Source organism: Fredinandcohnia onubensis (genome assembly GCF_002734215.1).
GTDB classification, from domain to species: Bacteria; Bacillota; Bacilli; order Bacillales; family Bacillaceae_L; genus Ferdinandcohnia; species Ferdinandcohnia onubensis.
Window position 1 is genome coordinate 211,305 of the sequence record NZ_NSEB01000006.1, and the last position, 19,402, is coordinate 230,706.

17 protein-coding genes and 1 other annotated feature are annotated in these 19,402 nt (G+C 36.9%); of the genes, 2 read left to right on the plus strand and 15 right to left on the minus strand.

The annotated features are described in order from the left end of the window. Positions 1 to 10: 10 nt before the first annotated feature. The 6 genes from CKK03_RS07935 to CKK03_RS07960 form a co-directional block, all read right to left on the minus strand. A complete protein-coding gene (locus tag CKK03_RS07935) occupies positions 11 to 1,351 on the minus strand; it encodes a G5 domain-containing protein (protein ID WP_099362071.1) in 1,341 nt (446 codons plus the stop codon). Positions 1,352 to 1,605: 254 nt separating this feature from the next. After that, entirely contained in the window at positions 1,606 to 3,060 is a 1,455-nt protein-coding gene (locus CKK03_RS07940) for a pilus assembly PilX N-terminal domain-containing protein (protein WP_099362072.1), read from the minus strand. A 10-nt stretch (positions 3,061 to 3,070) separates the two neighbouring features. Further along, on the minus strand, positions 3,071 to 3,463 hold the full coding sequence (locus tag CKK03_RS07945) for a prepilin-type N-terminal cleavage/methylation domain-containing protein (protein WP_099362073.1): 393 nt from the start codon (positions 3,461 to 3,463) through the stop codon (positions 3,071 to 3,073). Between the two features lie 13 nt (positions 3,464 to 3,476). Beyond that, on the minus strand, positions 3,477 to 3,902 hold the full coding sequence (locus CKK03_RS07950; RefSeq protein ID WP_180271197.1) for a type IV pilus modification PilV family protein: 426 nt from the start codon (positions 3,900 to 3,902) through the stop codon (positions 3,477 to 3,479). 167 nt (positions 3,903 to 4,069) lie between these two features. Further along, on the minus strand, positions 4,070 to 5,374 hold the full coding sequence (locus tag CKK03_RS07955) for a bifunctional folylpolyglutamate synthase/dihydrofolate synthase (RefSeq protein WP_099362075.1): 1,305 nt from the start codon (positions 5,372 to 5,374) through the stop codon (positions 4,070 to 4,072). A gap of 79 nt (positions 5,375 to 5,453) precedes the next feature. Next, positions 5,454 to 8,096 (minus strand): valine--tRNA ligase, encoded by a 2,643-nt coding sequence (locus CKK03_RS07960; RefSeq protein ID WP_099362076.1) that lies wholly within the window; start codon positions 8,094 to 8,096, stop codon positions 5,454 to 5,456. Between the two features lie 58 nt (positions 8,097 to 8,154). Continuing rightward, positions 8,155 to 8,382: a binding site (T-box leader), on the minus strand. Between the two features lie 214 nt (positions 8,383 to 8,596). Here CKK03_RS07960 and CKK03_RS07965 point away from each other — a divergent pair. Next, the gene (locus CKK03_RS07965) at positions 8,597 to 8,791 is read left to right on the plus strand and encodes a YszA family small membrane protein (RefSeq protein ID WP_099352098.1); all 195 of its coding nucleotides are present in this window, start codon (positions 8,597 to 8,599) and stop codon (positions 8,789 to 8,791) included. Positions 8,792 to 8,804: 13 nt separating this feature from the next. Here the strand turns inward: CKK03_RS07965 and ysxE are convergent, their stop codons facing one another. The 8 genes from ysxE to hemA all read right to left on the minus strand — a co-directional run bounded on the left by ysxE (position 8,805) and on the right by hemA (position 17,657). Beyond that, positions 8,805 to 9,845 (minus strand): spore coat protein YsxE, encoded by a 1,041-nt coding sequence (gene ysxE / locus CKK03_RS07970; protein WP_142354010.1) that lies wholly within the window; start codon positions 9,843 to 9,845, stop codon positions 8,805 to 8,807. 87 nt (positions 9,846 to 9,932) lie between these two features. After that, positions 9,933 to 11,168, minus strand: a complete 1,236-nt coding sequence (gene spoVID, locus CKK03_RS07975; RefSeq protein WP_180271198.1) for a stage VI sporulation protein D — start codon at positions 11,166 to 11,168, stop codon at positions 9,933 to 9,935. 141 nt (positions 11,169 to 11,309) lie between these two features. Next, a complete protein-coding gene (gene hemL, locus CKK03_RS07980; protein ID WP_099362079.1) occupies positions 11,310 to 12,599 on the minus strand; it encodes a glutamate-1-semialdehyde 2,1-aminomutase in 1,290 nt (429 codons plus the stop codon). 117 nt (positions 12,600 to 12,716) lie between these two features. Next, positions 12,717 to 13,703: a porphobilinogen synthase gene (hemB, locus tag CKK03_RS07985; protein ID WP_099362080.1), complete on the minus strand. Its 987-nt coding sequence runs from the start codon at positions 13,701 to 13,703 to the stop codon at positions 12,717 to 12,719. Beyond that, positions 13,704 to 14,507, minus strand: a complete 804-nt coding sequence (locus tag CKK03_RS07990; RefSeq protein WP_099362081.1) for a uroporphyrinogen-III synthase — start codon at positions 14,505 to 14,507, stop codon at positions 13,704 to 13,706. Continuing rightward, positions 14,507 to 15,439, minus strand: a complete 933-nt coding sequence (hemC, locus tag CKK03_RS07995) for a hydroxymethylbilane synthase (protein WP_099362082.1) — start codon at positions 15,437 to 15,439, stop codon at positions 14,507 to 14,509. The genes CKK03_RS07990 and hemC overlap by 1 nt, the downstream gene beginning before the upstream one ends. A gap of 15 nt (positions 15,440 to 15,454) precedes the next feature. Beyond that, complete coding sequence (locus CKK03_RS08000) at positions 15,455 to 16,288, minus strand: cytochrome C assembly family protein (protein ID WP_099362083.1); 834 nt, start codon at positions 16,286 to 16,288, stop codon at positions 15,455 to 15,457. A 16-nt stretch (positions 16,289 to 16,304) separates the two neighbouring features. Next, positions 16,305 to 17,657 (minus strand): glutamyl-tRNA reductase, encoded by a 1,353-nt coding sequence (gene hemA, locus CKK03_RS08005; protein ID WP_099362084.1) that lies wholly within the window; start codon positions 17,655 to 17,657, stop codon positions 16,305 to 16,307. A gap of 432 nt (positions 17,658 to 18,089) precedes the next feature. On the opposite strand from hemA, the gene CKK03_RS08015 reads away from it, so the two are divergent. Next, a complete protein-coding gene (locus CKK03_RS08015) occupies positions 18,090 to 18,575 on the plus strand; it encodes a LiaI-LiaF-like domain-containing protein (RefSeq protein ID WP_099362086.1) in 486 nt (161 codons plus the stop codon). A 103-nt stretch (positions 18,576 to 18,678) separates the two neighbouring features. Here CKK03_RS08015 and CKK03_RS08020 read toward each other — a convergent pair whose 3' ends face one another. Then, entirely contained in the window at positions 18,679 to 19,401 is a 723-nt protein-coding gene (locus CKK03_RS08020) for an amino acid ABC transporter ATP-binding protein (RefSeq protein ID WP_180271205.1), read from the minus strand. Between the last annotated feature and the right edge of the window lies 1 nt (position 19,402).

Here is a 19,402-nt window from a genome sequence, read left to right on the forward strand (position 1 = left end):
TTTCCCCTTCCTAAGATTTTAATAAATGCATTGGGTCAGGATCTTCCCATAAATCTGTATTTTCTTGTTCGTTTTCTTCCTGAGATTCACTTCCCGATTCATTGTTAATTTCTTCTCTCTCTGTTCCATTATTAGTTCCAGGAGGATTTGATTCTAAATTAGATCCATTGTCTTCTGGATCTGTATCATTTAGGCTTGGTGGTGGTTCCGGCACGATAATACTATGGGCTTCAATTGTATGGACTGGTGGATAATAATCCTCAGCTATCTTCACTCTTTGATCTACTTGGCCACTCTCACTCATTATTCGATAAATTTTTGCCACCCTACCAGGACTACCTTTTTGCTTGACAACCATTTTCCCTTTAGGAAGGGTACTATCATATTGATTAATAATTTTTGGTTTAAAGGTTTCTTCATCCTCTATGGAGACCTTGATTGTTTGTGGGAACTCAGCACCGACGAGTTGGACTTCTAACCCTTCGTCCGTTAATGAAAAAACTAGTTTATAATCGTAAGGATTTTCATTGTAGATAATTAAATCCTTTTTCTTGTTTTCAATCTTAGCCTCATAGCCAAAATCAGCATAAGGGGGAAGCACATCACTAATATGTCTTTCAATAATTTTGAAATTTGACGGTAGTACAGAAGAATATATTCCTGTAGCGATTACACTTAATGCTTGGTCTGAATAGTGATTTGTTGTGCCACTTTCAGATAATAAGGTAAGTAATGAAAATGACTTGTTTGCAGGTACATTCACATTTCCAAACTCTTTAACCCATTTTTCTACTTCACTCTCATCGTCAAAATTATCAATAACCGATCGTGATATTACATTGGTATCATCAACAATTACAAATGGATCAAGGTTAATTTCTATTTCACCAGGATGTAAATTTGAGGCAGGAGATAATATCCCAGATTTAAGTTCTTCAGCCTTAAAATCCTGTAATTCCATCAAAGTTAATTCTGTAAGTACCGTTTCAATATGATCACCCTTTAGTTCCGTAAGAAGGGGGTTTTGGATGCCATCAACCGCTGAATCAATACTCTCAAGAATATGAAAGCTATATACTTCACGTTTGTTCAACTTCATTTTTTTATCACCAGATACAAGTGAAAGTTCACCTATCTCATACCAGTTTTCAATCTCTGATAATAAGATGCCTTTTGCATCTTCCTCACTTAAGCCTGAAACATCCACGGGGCCAATCATTGTTCCTTCTTTGAATACATCCTCGGCAAAGAATGCATGATAGGTTCTTGCTCCAACAGTCGAAAAAAGAGATAAAAGTAAAACACAAATAAGTAGCAGGCTGAATATCTTTACTGAAAATAATTTTTGCATGTTGTCCCCCCTTCAACTGTTTATGTAGCTTTTTACTTCGAACAAAAATGTATGTTTAGTTTTTAGTGTCCCCAGATTCAATCGCATGTTTTTATAGTAAAAAATACCTATTCTCCAACTATCATTTTATATGAAAATAAGAAAATACTAAAGAAGAATTACGCGATATTTGTAATAAATTCATACATTTTGTCACTTTTTCAAACTGGATACTAAAGCATAAAAAATAGGGCAGTTCGCCCCAATTACTATACTTATTTTTCTCTAGTTGGTTCTGTTGAGAGAATATCCTTTGATGTAATGGCATCAGCCCCTCCTAAATATGGAGGAAGTTCATCTTTTTTATAATTATATAATGTTATATCTCCACCGTTTGATGAAAATGACTTTGAGATGAGTGACCCTCTAATAGAACCAATTTTCAACTCCACATTCGCGTTTGGTGCGTAAACCAAGAGATTTAATTCATCTTTATTTTCTCCATTGATGGTTATTGTTTTGCCACCTGATATGAGATGTCCTTGGATACCAGATTGTCCAACTGTTTCTATGTCGGCATACTCTACAAATACTGAACCATAAATTTTTTGCTGACTCTCGAACTTTAAGCTTGGACCCTTATAGAAAATCTCGAGTTTTTTTACTTGATCCATGATTTCTTGCTGATTTGTAATTTCATTTCCATTTTTATCTGATGCATTTATCATAGCTTTTGACTTAATTGTAATATTATCTTTTATATAGAGAGTTAACTTACCTGTCCCAATAATGTTTATACTCCCACCGTTAATATTTAAGGAGTTCATGACAATATATCGGTTACTGTTACCCACATTGATATTTAACGTATATTTATCAACATCGACCACATTTAATTGCACATCCTGATTTAAATTTAATATATAGTCATTGCTTATACGCATTGACCCATTAGTTATAACATCCTTTTCATCTGCTGGAAATGGATTATTAGGGAAATCAGGAAATGTAGGTAGATCAAATACATTAATATAAGGTAATTCTTCTACTCTAATTTTATTATCATTTATGACATCAGCCCCAGAACCTGGGCCAACATATACTATCCCAGAAATGCTTGCGCTCCCGCTAATGTTTACAGATTGACTGGCTGAAGAGTTTGTTCCAATGTCCCCATTTATTTCTGCATTTCCCCCTAAAACAATATTTTCTTTAACAAAAATAGCTGTATCAGGAATCTCCACATTATTTTTTGCAACCCATTTGATGCGGATTTGTTTCTCCACCGTTCGTGACCGATTATCGATTGTTCCGATCGATATGATTTTATAATCTTGGTGGCTTGCGTTCGCATTTTGATTTCCAATCTTTTCGATCGAAATTTTTGCTTCTGGTTGATGTCCAAAAGCATCTTCAAAGTTTGTATAAGGTAGTTCATTGTTCATATCCGTGATCATGCTATCAATTTTCGAGAAAAAAGTGGTTTTATTTGTTGAGTTGTTATAAATATGTACGATGTTCTTATTCACTTTATCCAACGTATATGTAACGCCTGATTCAGCAATATAATAAGTAGATTGGTAGGTTCTTTCACTGAAGCTCATTTTCATATTGTTCAATGTAAGTCCCATTAGAGCTAGACCCAAAATAGTAACGACTGTAAGGATTAACAGCACCATTACTAGGGCAACGCCTTTTTCATTATTTAAGAATGAATTCTTTTTTTTCAAAATATCACGCCTATTCTCGTATATAAATAGTGGTTTCTGGCAGGTTCCCAATTTTTAAACTAACTTGATTTCCATTCTTCGAAACAGAAAAACCGTTTATCTTTGTCATAAACTCTTCATTGTTTTTCAGAATTGTCGTTCCTTCTAATTTGTAAGTATCTGCATCATTAACGGTTAACTGATTAGGGTTTTTCACCTCGACAGTTTTTGCTTTTCTAATTTCTTTTGTGATAAGATTTGCCGCTAGCCTTTCCTGTGATTGTTTTTGTACCTCATCCGATTGTGAATTCATTTGTTTTTGTCCAAATAAATGAACAGAACTAGCTAGAAGTAGAACGATTGAAAGAAGTGAGATGGCGGCTAATAGTTCAACTAAAGTAACACCTCTTTCGGACTTAATCATTTTTTAACACCCACTATTTTTTCCAAGATATAATCATCTCCATTTGGGATTCAAGCTCTTTTTTAGATGTATCTCTATAGATTTTCATTACAATTTTTCCGAGGTCAGTTGAAAGATCGTTGATTTGTACAAATACATAGCGATCTTCTTTAGAAATCCCATAACAATTCGTGCATGAAGGATCATTTCTGTACCCTTTATTTTGTATTTTATTTGATAGATCATTTAATGATGGAGTATTAGAATTTGTATTTAAATTTATGATTTCTTCCATCTCAGATTCTGCAAGATAAGTCGACTCTGTTATATTTTTTGACAGATGATTAGCCCTAGATGATTGTATGAACATTGGTGTGATTGACATAATGATAATTGACAGAATGACGATGGAGGCGAGAATTTCAATTAAGGTGATCCCATTTTGATTCTTTATCTTCAACCTCCATTCCCCCTTCTCTATTAGTTCTTTAGCACCATTATATTGTTATTAAATTATATTGGAAAGAAAAAAACATAAAGTAGCGTCAGAATTTGTATTTTCATGTAAAAAAAATAGACAAGAAAAGTCTTTTCTTATCTATTTTCATCTATCTTGCCTCTATTCAGTTATTTTGATAATAAAAATCCCCTAACCTCTGATATAAAATAAAGTGAACCCGTTATAACTAGGACTGCATTCTTTTCCGCTGATACTTTGTCTAATCCCTTATTCACAGCATCCTTCCAGTTATCAACCGTTGCAATATTTTCACCTTTAGAAGAATTTTCATATAGTTCGTTGGAGCTTGCTGCTCTCGGAAAGTCAAAGGTTGTAAATGTTAGGTTATGAGCGACTGCTTCAAGTTGACCAATCATCGTATCAAGTTTTTTATCATGTAATGCGCTAAAAATAATGTGGATTTCTTTCTCTTTTAGGTGAGCCTGAATTGTATCAACAAGGCTTTTAATTCCTTCTGGATTATGCGCTCCGTCTAGAATAACAAGGGGCTCTTTCGAAATCTCTTCAAAGCGACCAATCCATTTTGTTTTTTCCAGTCCAGTAGCAAGCTCATGATCTCCTATTTGTACTATCCCACTATTTTTTAAAATACTTATCGCCATTACTGCAAGACTAGCGTTTCTTACCTGATGAGTCCCCTTCATGGAAATGTTAAGATTATTAAAGGTTTTATTATCTGCTTTTAGAGTAAATGATTCTCCCTTATTATGTTGGTGATCTAAAATAAAGAAATCCTGTCCCAATTGATACATTGGGCTATTTTCTTCCTTTGCCTTAGCATTAATAACTTCAATAGCTTCCTGTTGTTCAACTGCTGACACGACCGGGACATTTTGCTTGATGATACCCGCTTTTTCCCCTGTAATTTTTTCAATAGTGTCCCCAAGAATGTTCATATGATCAAATCCAATGCTCGTGATTATAGATATAAGTGGTGTTATCACATTTGTTGAGTCTAGCTTGCCCCCTAATCCAACCTCCATTATCACGAAATCTATATCCGTGTTTTCTCCGAAATAATAGAGAGCCATTGCCGTGATCACTTCAAATTCAGTTGGACCCCCAAGTTCGGTTCCTTCTAATTCATCTGCTAATGGTTTGATCACCTTTAAAAGGGAGACAATTTCTTCATTTGAGATAGGTTTTCCATTTACACTAATTCGTTCATTAAAGGTCTCAATATAGGGAGAAGTAAATGTTCCAACCCTATATCCAGCTTCTTGTAACATATTGCGAAGGTAGCTAACAGTTGAGCCTTTCCCATTTGTTCCTGCTACATGAATCGTTTTTATTTTTTCTTCTGGATGACCGAGCCGTTCCATCATCCATTGCATTCGCGCAAGTCCTGGCTTCATACCAAGTCTTAATCTTCCATGAATCCATGACAAAGCGTCTTCGTACGTATGTATCATATGGGTTCCTCCATATATATTCATTCAACTTTAAAAAGGAAGGAAAGACGAATCTATAGTAGATTCGCCTCTCATTCCTTTAGCCTCTTAATTCTGAAATGCGTTCACGAACTGTTTCGCGTTTTTCAAGATAATCTTTTTCTTTTGCCTGTTCCTCTTCAATTACCTTTTGAGGTGCTTTCTTCACAAAGCCTTCATTGCTTAGTTTCTTCTGAACGCGGTCAACTTCTTTATCAAGTTTATCTAGTTCTTTTTCTAGACGCTTAATTTCTTCATCAATGTTGATTAGTCCTTCAAGTGGAAGGAATAATTCTGCTCCTGTTACTACTGAAGTCATGGCCTTGTCAGGAGAAGTAATTTCAGTTGCAAGTACAAGCTCACTAGGATTACAGAATCTTTCTAAATAAGAACGATTCTTTTCCAATTGTGAAAGAACTGCTTCGTCTTTTGCTTTAATATGAAGCTTGATCTGTTTGCTCATTGGTGTATTAACTTCTGCTCTGATGTTTCGAACAGAGCGAATAATATCGACTAATAGTCGCATTTCCCCGGCTGCTTGATCATCAGATAATTCCTGATTCACTTCCGGCCATTTGGCTACAGTAATGGATTCGCCATAATGCGGCAAGTTTTGCCATATTTCCTCGGTAATAAACGGCATGAACGGGTGCAGCAATCTCATCGTGTTGTCTAAGACATATGCAAGAATCGATCTTGTTGTTTTCTTTGCTTGATCATCTTCACCGTACAATGGTAGTTTTGCCATTTCAATATACCAATCACAGAATTCATCCCAAATGAAGTTATATAAAACTCTTCCAACTTCACCGAATTCATATTTATCAGCAAGCTTTGTTACTGATTCGATTGTTTCATTTAGGCGAGTTAAAATCCATTTATCAGCAACAGATTTTTCTCCACTAAAGTCAATGTCTTCGAACTTCAGGTCACCCATATTCATTAATGCAAAACGTGAAGCATTCCAAATCTTATTGGCGAAGTTCCATGTTGCTTCAACTTTTTCCATGCTAAAGCGTAAATCTTGGCCAGGTGAACTTCCAGTAGATAAGAAGTAACGTAATGAATCGGCACCATATTGGGCGATAACATCCATTGGGTCCACACCATTTCCGAGTGACTTACTCATTTTACGACCTTCTGCATCACGTACCAGACCGTGAATCAGAACATCTTTAAATGGACGTTTTCCTGTAAATTCTAAGCCTTGGAAAATCATTCTTGATACCCAGAAGAAGATGATATCATAGCCTGTTACGAGAGCATCTGTAGGATAGTAGCGTTTAAAATCAGCCGCTTCCTTATCTGGCCAACCCATTGTGGAGAAAGGCCATAACGCAGAACTAAACCAAGTATCTAAAACATCATTGTCCTGTTCCCAATTTTCGATGTCACTTGGTGGCTCATGGTCAACATAAACCTCTCCTGTTTCTTTATGGTACCATGCAGGAATTCGATGACCCCACCATAATTGGCGTGAAATACACCAGTCACGGATGTTTTCCATCCAGTGAAGATATGTTTTTTCGAAACGTTCTGGAACGAAATTAACTTTTTCCTCTTGCGATTGAAGCTTGATTGCCTCATCTGCTAATGGTTGCATCTTTACAAACCATTGTGTGGATAGATATGGCTCAACAACTGAACCGCTTCGCTCACTGTGACCTACTGAATGGAGATGCTCTTCAATTTTAAATAGCACGCCTGCTTCTTGAAGGTCTTTAACAATTTGTTTTCGGCAATCAAAGCGATCCATTCCTTGGTATTTACCAGCGTTTGCGTTCATGCTTCCATCTTCATTCATAACTAAAACACGCTCAAGATTGTGACGATTCCCTACTTCAAAGTCATTCGGGTCATGTGCCGGTGTAATCTTAACAGCACCAGATCCAAATTCCATATCAACATAATCATCAGCAACAATCGGAATTTCTCTTCCAACGATTGGAAGAACAACCGTTTTACCGATTAAGTGCTTGAAGCGCTCATCTTCTGGGTGAACAGCAATTGCAGTATCACCTAGCATTGTTTCTGGTCGAGTCGTTGCAATCTCAATAGACCCACTTCCATCTGCTAATGGATAACGCATATGGTAAAATGCACCCTGAACATCTTTGTAAATAACTTCGATGTCAGAAAGAGCTGTTTTGGTTGCTGGATCCCAGTTGATGATATATTCACCGCGGTAAATTAGACCTTTTTTATATAGGGTAACGAATACCTCACGTACTGCTTTAGAAAGTCCTTCATCAAGGGTGAAACGTTCTCTCGAGTAATCAAGTCCAAGACCTAGTTTTGACCATTGTTCACGAATATGGCTCGCATACTCTTCCTTCCACTTCCATGTCTCTTCTACAAATTTTTCTCGGCCTAAGTCATAGCGAGATTTTCCTTCTTCACGAAGTTTAGCCTCGACCTTTGCTTGGGTTGCGATACCGGCATGGTCCATTCCTGGTAGCCATAAAACATCATAGCCTTGCATTCTTTTTATCCGAGTAAGAATATCCTGTAGAGTTGTATCCCATGCATGACCTAGATGTAACTTCCCTGTTACGTTTGGTGGTGGAATGACAATCGTATAAGGTTTTTTCTCAGCATCATCTTTTGCTTCAAAAAATTTACCTTCTAACCAATATTGATAACGTCCCGCTTCAATGGCTTGCGGATCATACTTAGTTGATAAAGTCTTTTCATTACCTTCCATTTGAGTTCCTCCTTAAACTTGTAAACAAAATCATAATAAAAAACTCCATTCATCCTAATAAAAGGACGAATGGAGTCTATTCGCGGTACCACCTTTTTTCATAGATAAAAAACTAATCTATGCTCTCAAGAAAAGATAACGGCTTTTCACCGGCTTTTACTACTTCATTTCATAAAAGCTACTTAAGGGCGACCTTCCATTGTTAACGTTCCTAAGAAATCTCACAGCTAATGATTTCTCTCTCTGAAGGTGTTCTCAATGTACTCTTCCCTGTCATCGTATGTTCTCATAATGGGTATGTAAGTTAAGTTCTTTAAAGAATTTTACTACTTATTTTGTTGAATTTCAATAGGTATTGTCAATAAGGGTAGCCAAGTTTTTTATACTTTATTCTCTTTGAGTTAATTTGTTACAAAATTTTCAATCTGAATTGACAGGAACTTTTCTGCTTTTCCAAGCATAGTTTAATTATAGGATTTCTTTGAAGGGAGAGATAAAGCATGAGAAGACGCCGTTTTAGAAAATACTCTTATCCTCATTGGCTACGACAATGTAGAGATGTTTGCCACCAATTTATCATCCCCATCACCATCGTTCAAGCGGTTCGAACTATCTTTATACCCACCTCATTTGATGTGCTTTTTTTAGCCATATTAATTTTACTTGCAGTTGCATTTCACCTCGACATGATCTAAAAAATCCCATACTTTACTCCGTATGGGACTCTTCTTCTTCTTGTTCTTTTCTTTTTTGTTCGGCTTCCAAGAGTTTGACTGAAACAAACTCAATATTTTTAGTCAGCCAATAGGCTCGTTGTAGTACTTGGACATGCTCTCGCTCTGATTTCTTCTGTTTATTTTCAATGTAATTTCGAACACATTTATAGATTGGCTCAGGGAAAGTTAAATGGCTTAAAAAGAGATAGAACTCCTCTTCACGTAAAGGAAAACGGCTTTGATACGTTTCAAACCATTCAAGACAATCCGTACACAAAGTCGGATAGGTCTTTAAAATACGAAAATAGAGGCTTACTAAATCATTCGTAGGGTTTGCAATACCAGCCCTTTCAAAATTTGATAGATATCCCCTTCCACTGTCATCATATAATAAATGTGTATCTGAAAAATGATTAAGTGTTAATGCGGTACGGTATGCTTTTTCTTCTTTCATTAACTCATGCCATTTATCGAGCTGTGATCTTGCAAATGAGGCTGCTAGACTTACTTCATAAAAATACGTACAGAATTGAAGCTCAAATGGAGACATATACCATTTTTGTTCGGCAGCTTCAACAAAACCTTCTAGAAATTGATTCCGTTCATCCCATTTTTTAACGATTGATTCATAATGCCCTGTAATCTCAGTTTCATCGTTCATTTGTAGTTTTCTTGCGGTTGTTAAGTGAATCCTTGCAAGTTCTTTAAAAAATGAATGATAATGATCTCCACGGTGTTCAGTGGTCGTGGATTTTAACCAAGGCATTAGGTAATGGAATTTATGGTTATGATAGACAAGGTATTTCCCCTCAATGGTAGAGTAAATGGGTACTGCCCTTGTATAGCCCTGTTGCAATAATTGTTGAAGGAAAGTAGGGAAGGAAGGGTTTATTTTATTTGAGACAGATTTTAAGGCGAAAATTCCTTTGTTGGTTACAATTTTTGTAACTTTCCCGAGTTGTTCAAAAGATAAGGGCTGTAGATTGTATTTTTTTAAGATGGGCCCTATTTCTTTAGCATCGTTATTTTCCATTGGGCCAATCACTCTCTTTCCTAACTGTTTTGATCATTTGTTTCATATAGAAAACAGGGTGAGGTTTTCCTCACCCTATTGATGTTCTTAACTATTTGCTTGAACAGGGATGTATAAAATCTGCCCTTCAGAGACGGAATCTGTGTTTAGTGAATTTACTCGTACTAATTGTTGTACGGAGATATCATACCGCTCTGAAATCTTTTCTAACGAATCTCCGTTTTGAACGATACAAATTTTCATAGTGGTGTGGTCGTCTACTTCATCTCTACCAAAAATTTTGGTTAATAATAAATCATTTTCACTACGTTTTGAAGGCTCATCAGTCTTTTCTTCTCTTTGATCTTTCCCTGCTTCTTTTTCCTGGACGGCAGTAGAGCTTTTCTTATTAGGATTATCAGACCCAAAGGATAATTGATTATCATGTCTTGCTTTCACTTCGATTGAAGGGGTTAACACGGCATGAACCTCTTCTTCTTTAATCGCTTCGACAACATCAACTTCCTCTTCTGCCTCAAGTTCCTCATGTTCTTGATATACTTCTTTTCTAGCCTCTACTTCAAATGGGACAAATAAATCAACGTCCTCTTCCTCATTCTGCTGTTCATTTACAGCAATAACCTCTGCTTGTTCCTCTTCTTGAGCCTGTTCTTGAGCCTCTTGTTGAGGCTCTCTATGTAGCACCACTTCGTCTTTTTCTTGTAGCACTACCTCTACTACTTGCTCTTGTGGCTTTTCTTCTTCAACTTGTTCTGAAACCGCCTGAACTTCTACTTCCCCTTCTTCTTCAGGAGGAATACTTCTTACAAGCTCCAGTTCCTCTTCTGCTTCTTGTTCTGCCACAACAGGGGCTTGCACCTCTTGTTTTTCTGTCTCTTGAACAGCATCCCCCTTAGGCGCCTGAGTAACACCTTGGATACCGCTAATTGCTAAATCGGCAATAATTTGTAAACAGCCACGCTTTGGAATTTCATAGTCAAACGTCTCAATTGAAACATATACATCATCGAGGCTTTGTACACGATCTTGTGGAATTGTAATATCGACTGGGAAACGATGGTTTAGTTCACTAATCCCATCTTCTCTTGTGATCACTTCATTCACAAGGCGAACCGACGCAAAATCGCGTTCTTCCTCCTCGGAATGGTTTTCATCTATACGATATTCACCTGTTAGTTGTAATGCACCGCGAATGGACACATATTGGTCATGCTCTTGAATCACAATATCCGGGTCAAGAGATATTGAGATGAGCTCTGAGACTTCCTGTCCCTTTTGAAACCAGACTGATTCCTCTACTGAAAATCGTAAGTTTTCAGACATAGCTACTCCTCCTTTCAGTCCTCTTCTATACAGATTTACTATGACATTACAATTTTTATGATAAATCATCAGCATTTATGATAATTTCCGTAAATAAAAAGACAGACTCAGTCGTTTACTGAGTCTGTCCTACTATTTTCGTTATCCTTTTAGTTTAGAAAATGCTTTTTCAGCTGCTTGAATGGTTTTTTCGATATCTTCATCAGTGTGTGCTGTAGATAGGAATAGTCCTTCAAATTGTGATGGCGGAAGGAATACTCCTTCATTTGCCATTTCACGATAATAGGATGCAAAATACTCTAAATTAGATGTTTTTGCAACTTCATAGTTTATCACTTTTTCATTAGTGAAGAAGAATCCAATCATTGAACCCGCACGATTGATGCAGTGTGGGATATCGTATTTCTCGGCTGCTTGTGTAAGCCCTTCTTCTAGTCGATCAGCTTTCTTTTTAAATTCAGTGTAGTCTTCTGGTTTCAGCTGTGATAAAGTCTCATAGCCAGCAGCCATTGCTAATGGATTACCAGAAAGGGTTCCTGCTTGATAGATTGGTCCAGCTGGTGCAATATTCTCCATAATTTCTGCGCGACCACCATATGCGCCTACAGGGAGTCCACCACCTATTACTTTACCTAGACATGTGAGATCAGGAGTGACACCAAAATATCCTTGTGCACAATTATAGTCCACACGGAATCCAGTCATTACCTCATCAAAAATGAGCAATGTTCCATTTTGGGTTGTAATCTCACGAAGTGCTTCAAGGAATCCTGGCTGTGGAGGAACAACACCCATATTTCCTGCAACTGGTTCGACAATTACTCCTGCTATGTCTTCTCCAAACTGTTCAAACGCGTATTTTACAGCCTCTAAATCATTATAAGGAACAGTAATGGTATTTTTCGCTATTCCCTCAGGGACTCCTGGGCTGTCAGGTAAACCAAGTGTAGCTACACCTGAACCAGCTTTAATTAATAAAGAATCACCGTGTCCATGGTAACAGCCTTCAAATTTTAAGATCTTACTACGACCTGTATATCCTCTAGCTAATCGTAACGCACTCATCGTTGCCTCTGTACCGGAGTTAACCATCCGAACGATTTCAATTGATGGCACTCTTTCAATGACAAGCTTTGCAAGTTCGTTTTCTGCTAAAGTTGGGGCACCGAAGCTAGTTCCCATTTCTGTTGCTTTTTTAAGTGCTTCAACCACTTGATCATTCGCATGACCGTGAATAAGCGGTCCCCATGATAAAACGTAATCTATGTATTCATTTCCATCGATATCATATATTTTAGATCCTTTCCCACGTTCCATGAAGATTGGATCCATATTTACCGATTTAAAAGCACGAACCGGGCTGTTTACACCACCTGGCATAAGATGCACTGCATCTGCAAATGCCGCTTTTGACTTTTCATAACTTCTCATCTTCGTAACCCCTTTCCTTTTTTAGGGCCTGACCCCCGATGCGTTAATGCGTTAACACGGTGGGGGTCAGGCCCCTTAATTAGACACAATTAAATCTACGCTAGCTCAATAATGCTATTATTTATCTTGTAACCAGCGAGCAACATCTTTTGAATGATACGTAATGATTAAATCTGCACCGGCGCGTTTCATTCCTGTTAGCATTTCCATAACAATTTCTTTTTCATTTATCCAGCCGTTTTGAGCTGCCGCTTTAATCATGGAGTATTCTCCACTCACATTATAAGCTACCACTGGTGCATTAAAATTATTTTTAACGTCACGCACGATATCCAAGTAAGACAATGCTGGTTTTACAATTATGAAATCAGCACCCTCTTCAATATCTGATTCAGCTTCTCTTAATGCCTCTAGACGATTTGCATAATCCATTTGATACGTTTTACGATCACCGAAGGAAGGAGCACTCCCAGCAGCATCCCGGAATGGACCATAAAATGCTGATGAATATTTAACTGCGTAAGACATAATTGGAACATTTTCAAATCCAGCTTCATCTAAGCCGTGTCTAATCGCTGTCACAAAGCCATCCATCATATTAGATGGCGCAATTATATCCGCACCAGCTTTTGCCTGGCTTACAGCCGTTTTTGCTAATAATTCAAGGGAAGGATCATTTAAAATTTGTCCATTTTCTATGACACCACAATGCCCATGTGATGTATATTCACAAAGACATGTATCTGCGATTACGACTAAGTCTGGGTGCTTTTCTTTTGTTAATTGAGTTGCCTTTTGAACAATTCCGTGATCATGATAGGCACCAGTACCCGTTTCATCTTTTTCATTTTCATTTGGCACACCAAATAAAATAACGGATTTAATTCCTAATTCTACGATTTCATCAAGCTCTTGCTCAAGTAAATCCAATGAAATATTATAAACACCAGGCATAGAGGAAACTTCTACTTTTTTATTTTCCCCTTCGACAATAAACAATGGGTAAATTAGGTCATCTGTATGAAGATGAGTTTCACGTACTAATGCTCTAATATTTGCAGTTTGGCGTAATCTTCTATGTCTTGCAAATTGTAATTTTTCCATTTATTTTTCTCCTCCTTGCGGTTTTAAATAATCGATGATCTCCGTTAATAAATGATCAATGGTGTAATTAGTGGGACATATGTGAATTGGTATGTGTAATTGCTTTGCGCACTTTTTTGTTTCCGGTCCAATACAAGCAAATATCACATTTTTTGTCCATTGTTGCCACTCTATTTGTTCAACCATTTTATAAAATTGCTTCACAGTTGAAGGACTTGCAAAGGTTATAATATCAATTTGTTTTTCTTTTAAAAGCTCTATTAAACGCTCTTTTTCACGAGAATCTCCAACTGTCTCATAGACAATTAAATCAGTAGCTTCTGCCCCATACCTTGTCAGTTCGTCAACTAAATAAGAACGGGATAGATTTCCACGAGCAAGTAAAAAGCGAGCACCTTTTTTCACAAAAGGTTTTATACTCTTAAATAAGCCTTCCGCGATAAACTCTTCCGGTACCAGCTCTGGTTCAAATCCCTTAGATAACAAAGCCTTTTCTGTCTTTGTACCAACAACAGCTATTTTGGGTATAGGAAAATGTATTCCCGCTTCTTCCACTACCTGATCATAAAAATCGAAAAAGGAATCTACACCATTCTTGCTCGTAAAAATCAACCAATCATATGACTGCAAATTGCTTATTGTTTTCTTAATAATTGTTGTATTTTTTGGCTTTTGAAACGTTAATAATGGAAGTTCAATTGGCGTTCCGCCAGCTGCTGTAATTTTGCTTGAAAATTCAGCAGCTTGCTTTCTACCTCTAGTATTTAAGATCGTTTTCCCCAAAAGAGGTTGTTCGCCGTCCATTACTGATTTAGCTCCTCTTTTACTTTGTCGATTAATTCTTTTGCACCCAGTTTTGTTAATTTATTTGCTGCTTCATGGCCAACCTCGATTGGAATATTTCCGTAAACCTGTTCTTTGTAAATCGTATTTCCATCAGGAGAGCCCACTAAGGCAGTTAAAGCAATCTCTTTATCATCGGACATTGTGGCATATGCTGCAATTGGAATTTGGCAGCCGCCTTCCATTTTATCGAGGAATGCACGTTCAGCTGCAACCGTTTTTTCCGTATATTCATCATTTAATTTTGACAATGCCACTAAAAGTTCGGCATCGTCTTCACGACATTCTATTGCTAATGCACCTTGACCGACTGCTGGTAAGCATACTTCAGGGTCTACGAATTCGGATACAACATCGTCAGACCACCCCATACGCTTTAAGCCAGCTGCTGCTAATACGATTGCATCGTAATCTTCGTTCTCAAGCTTAGCAAGTCTTGTATCGATATTTCCGCGAATCCATTTTATTTCGATATCGTTTCTTTTTGCTAGTAACTGTGCACTTCTTCTTAAGCTACTTGTACCCACGATAGCCCCACTTTGAAGCTTTTCAAAGGACACATTCCCCTTGGATATGATGACATCACGGTGATCTTCACGTTTTGGCACACAACCAATAACTAGTCCTTCAGGGAGCACTGCAGGCATATCTTTCATACTGTGAACCGCCATATCAATTTCCTTATCAAATAAAGCTTGTTCAATTTCCTTAACAAATAGGCCTTTACCTCCGACCTTAGATAACGTTACATCAAGGATTTTATCTCCTTTTGTGACGATTTCCTTTACCTCAAACTCATATGGAACACCTAGATTCTTAAGCTGCTGAATAACCCAGTTTGTTTGTGTAATAGCTAATTTACTTCTTCGAGACCCAACAATTATTTTTCTCATGAATGTACCTCCTGTCTATGTATACCAAAAATGAAAGCTAGATAAGCTTCCAAATAAAAAGAAATTAACAAGTAAAAGTAAAAATGCTCCAATATTCCAATTGGCGATAGCTTTTCCTTGAAGCTTTTGTACAACCCTTTTATATAGGTACCATGCATAGATAACTAGAACAAAGAACGATCCTAACACCTTTGCATCGTAAAAATAAAAATTATCGACCTTAATATAGGCCCATAGTAAACCTAAAATGAGTGCTAGTAAAAGCATGGGCACTCCAATGAGATTCAATACATAGGACATATGGTCTAGTTTTGATAAATCATCTAATCGAAGGAGTCGTTTCCCCCATTTTTTCTGTTTTAGTAAATTATATTGAATCAAATACAGAATCGAAAAAACAAATGATAACGAAAATGCCCCATATGAAAGAATCGCCATCGAAATATGAATCATAAGTAATTCTGAAATTAGCTGGCTTTCAACTGCACTTGAACCGTGCTGACCTGGAGCAAATGTGTGTAACGCCATTATGAAAAAACCTAATAAATTGGTAAAAAAAACAATGAAATCCACTCTCAAAAATCTGTTTAAAATTAAAGAGAGAGTGATCAGCACCCAGGCATAAAAATAAAGCCCCTCTACCATGGATAAAATCGGTAATCTACCTGTACTTAGCATTCTTGTTAATAGAAAAATCGATTGAATTACCCATACAAATGAAAGTAACCAGAAGGCAAACTTATTCACCCTCCGGTTATTATGAAGAAAGTCTATAAAATAAAGTAGGACACTCAAGGCATAGAGAATTACTGTGAACTCATGTAATCTCATTACATTCATCTCTACCATATCGATTTTCTCCTCATTATGACTGTAGAGAAGGCTGCTGTGTATTTACTGCTACCTTGTTCAAATTACTCTTAGCCATCTGCGTCCCCTGCTCAGAAACAACCGCTTCCTCAATATCAAAGATTTTCATAAATAATGAAAGTGATTCCTCTGCATTTGGTTGTGCAGCAAGTTCCTTCGCTTGTAGTATAGGATCTTTTAATAGCTGATTAATGATACTCTTCGTGTGCTTATTTAATACTTTTCTCTCACGATCGGAAAGATTAGGCATCTTGCGTTCAATACTTTCCATTGTTTCAGCTTGAATGGCTAATGCCTTATTGCGAAGAGCTGATATCACTGGAACTACGCCTAAAGTATTTAACCAATTTTTAAATTCAACGATCTCCGATTCAATCATAATCTCTATTTCTTCAGCCGCTACTTTACGTTCCTGAAGATTGGCTTCTACGATTCCTTCTAAATCATCGATATCATATAAAAAGACACTTTCTAAATCGGCTAGTCCTGGGTCTAAATCCCTTGGTACAGCAATATCGACCATAAATAAAGGACGACCCTTTCTCATGCGCTCGACATCCTGCATCATCTCTTTTGTAATCACATAGCCCTTAGCTCCAGTTGAACTAATCATGATATCAGCTTCAACTAAGGAACATTGAAGTTCCTCTATCGTCTTGGCTTCACCTTGGAATTTCTCGGCTAGGTTTTGTGCTTTTTCGAAAGTCCGATTCATAACTGTTACTTTACCTACGCCTGAACCGTGTAGGTTTTGAACAGCTAACTCACCCATTTTTCCGGCACCTAAGATGAGAACCTTTTTATTCGTAAGGTCTCCAAAGATTTTTTTAGCTAGCTCTACAGCTGCATAACTTACAGAGACAGCGTTTGAGCCAATTTCAGTTTCTGAATGTGCGCGTTTAGCTAATGTAATCGACTGTTTGAATAAATGATTGAAAACAGTTCCTGATGTACCTTTTTCCTGTGCTGATAAAAAGCTTGAACGTACTTGTCCAAGAATTTGTGTTTCACCAACAACCATTGAATTTAATCCACAAGTAACATGAAACAAGTGTTCAACTGCACCCTCATTTTCAAAGATACTTAAATACGGAGTAAATTCTTCTTTGTCGATACCAAACCATTGTGATAGAAAATCTTTAATATAGTAGCGTCCTGTATGCAATTGGTCGACAACAGCATATATTTCTGTCCGATTACAAGTTGAAACTATAATATTTTCAAGAATACTTTTTTTCCCTTTCAATTCCTTCATAGCTTGTGCAATGCTATCCGGATCAAAAGTTAATTTTTCACGTATTTCAACAGGGGCTGTTCTATAATTAAGTCCGACCATTAGTGTATGCATAATATCTCACCCCAACCTTTTATATGATCAAATGCGCCTTGGCGTATTTGCGCCCAGATTTTTTCGAGCATGCTCGAAAAATTTCCTTTGAAAATCTGTGGCATCCGCCGGAGGCTAACTTTATTCAGTCTGGATAATTCACCCATAAATACTATAAGTAGATTGCATTTATCCCACAAAATTACAGAAGTAGGGTACTGAATAAAGTTCATATTGAACCTATTCGTCCAAAAAACTACTACTATTATACCATGTATGATGTTACGGATTGTCGAAAAATGTGTGAATAGTTTTTGACAACCTATGCTAAGATAAATTTATAATAAATAATAATTATAAAGGCATTTATATATATGATTTAATCATCTTGACTTCAATCGTTACATTAACAAAAAAATAGTGTCAAATCAAGTTAATAGCACGGGGGATCATATGAAAAAAAATAATATCTTTTCTGGCATCATCCTTTTAGGGATTGGTTGCTATCTCTTACTGCAACAGCTGGGTATACCAGTATTTACTAACTTCTATTCTTGGCAAACACTCATCATCATTGTCGGAATTGCCTTTCTCGTTCAAGCTTATGTTGAAAACAATCCAGGCAGTATCTTACCTGGAGTAATTTTGGTTGGATTTGGGTTCCATTTTCACAGTCTCAACCAACTCAGCTTTTGGCCAAAACAGCCGGGTACCTTGCTTCTTATTGTTGGACTCGGAATGCTATTTACATATTTTAAAACGAAAAATGGGTTAATCCCTAGTATTGTTCTATTATTTTTTTCATTATTGTTTCTAAACTATAGCCGATTTATGGGCTGGTTAAGCTTTTTTGAGGGTGGCTTTTCATTTATTTTGAACTATTGGCCCCTCCTTGTGATTGGAATCGGCTTCTATTTATTATTCATTAAGAAAAAGTAAATTATACCAAAACGCAAATTGCCCACGAAGAACCTTTTCTCGTGGGTTTTTTATAAAAAAAATAGCATCTCAAAGTTTTTCTTTGAGATACGTAGCTTTCTCGTTAAAGAATAGAGTTTAGAAAGTCCTTCGTTCGCTGTTCTTTCGGATTTTCAAATATATCCTTAGGCTTTCCGACTTCAACAATTTTTCCATCATGCATATAGATCACTCGATCAGCAACCTCTCTAGCAAATCCCATTTCATGTGTAACTACAACCATGGTCATTCCTTCATGTGCTAATTGTTTCATTGTATTTAAAACCTCGCCGACTAATTCTGGGTCAAGGGCAGATGTTGGTTCATCGAATAACATAATCTCTGGTTTCATTGCCAATGCTCGAGCAATGGCAACACGTTGCTTTTGTCCACCTGACAATTTTGACGGATACACATTCATTTTATCCGCCAATCCTACTTTTGCAAGAAGCTCCTTTGCCTGCTCAATGGCCTCTTGTTTTAGCATTCTTTTAACCTGTGTGGGCGCTTCTATCACGTTCTGAAGAACTGTCATATGGGGAAATAGATTAAAATGTTGAAAAACCATACCAACTCTTTGCCGTATTTCATTTAGGTTATGGCTAGTAGACTCTATTTTTTCATCATTTATGATGATTTCTCCACTCTCTTTTATTTCTAAAAAATTCAAACAACGCAGCAATGTACTTTTGCCAGACCCACTTGCTCCAATTAAACAAACAACCTCACTTTCTTGCACGCTCATGTTAATATTTTTTAACACATGTAAATCTCCGAATGATTTATTTAAGTCGATGACTTTTATCATG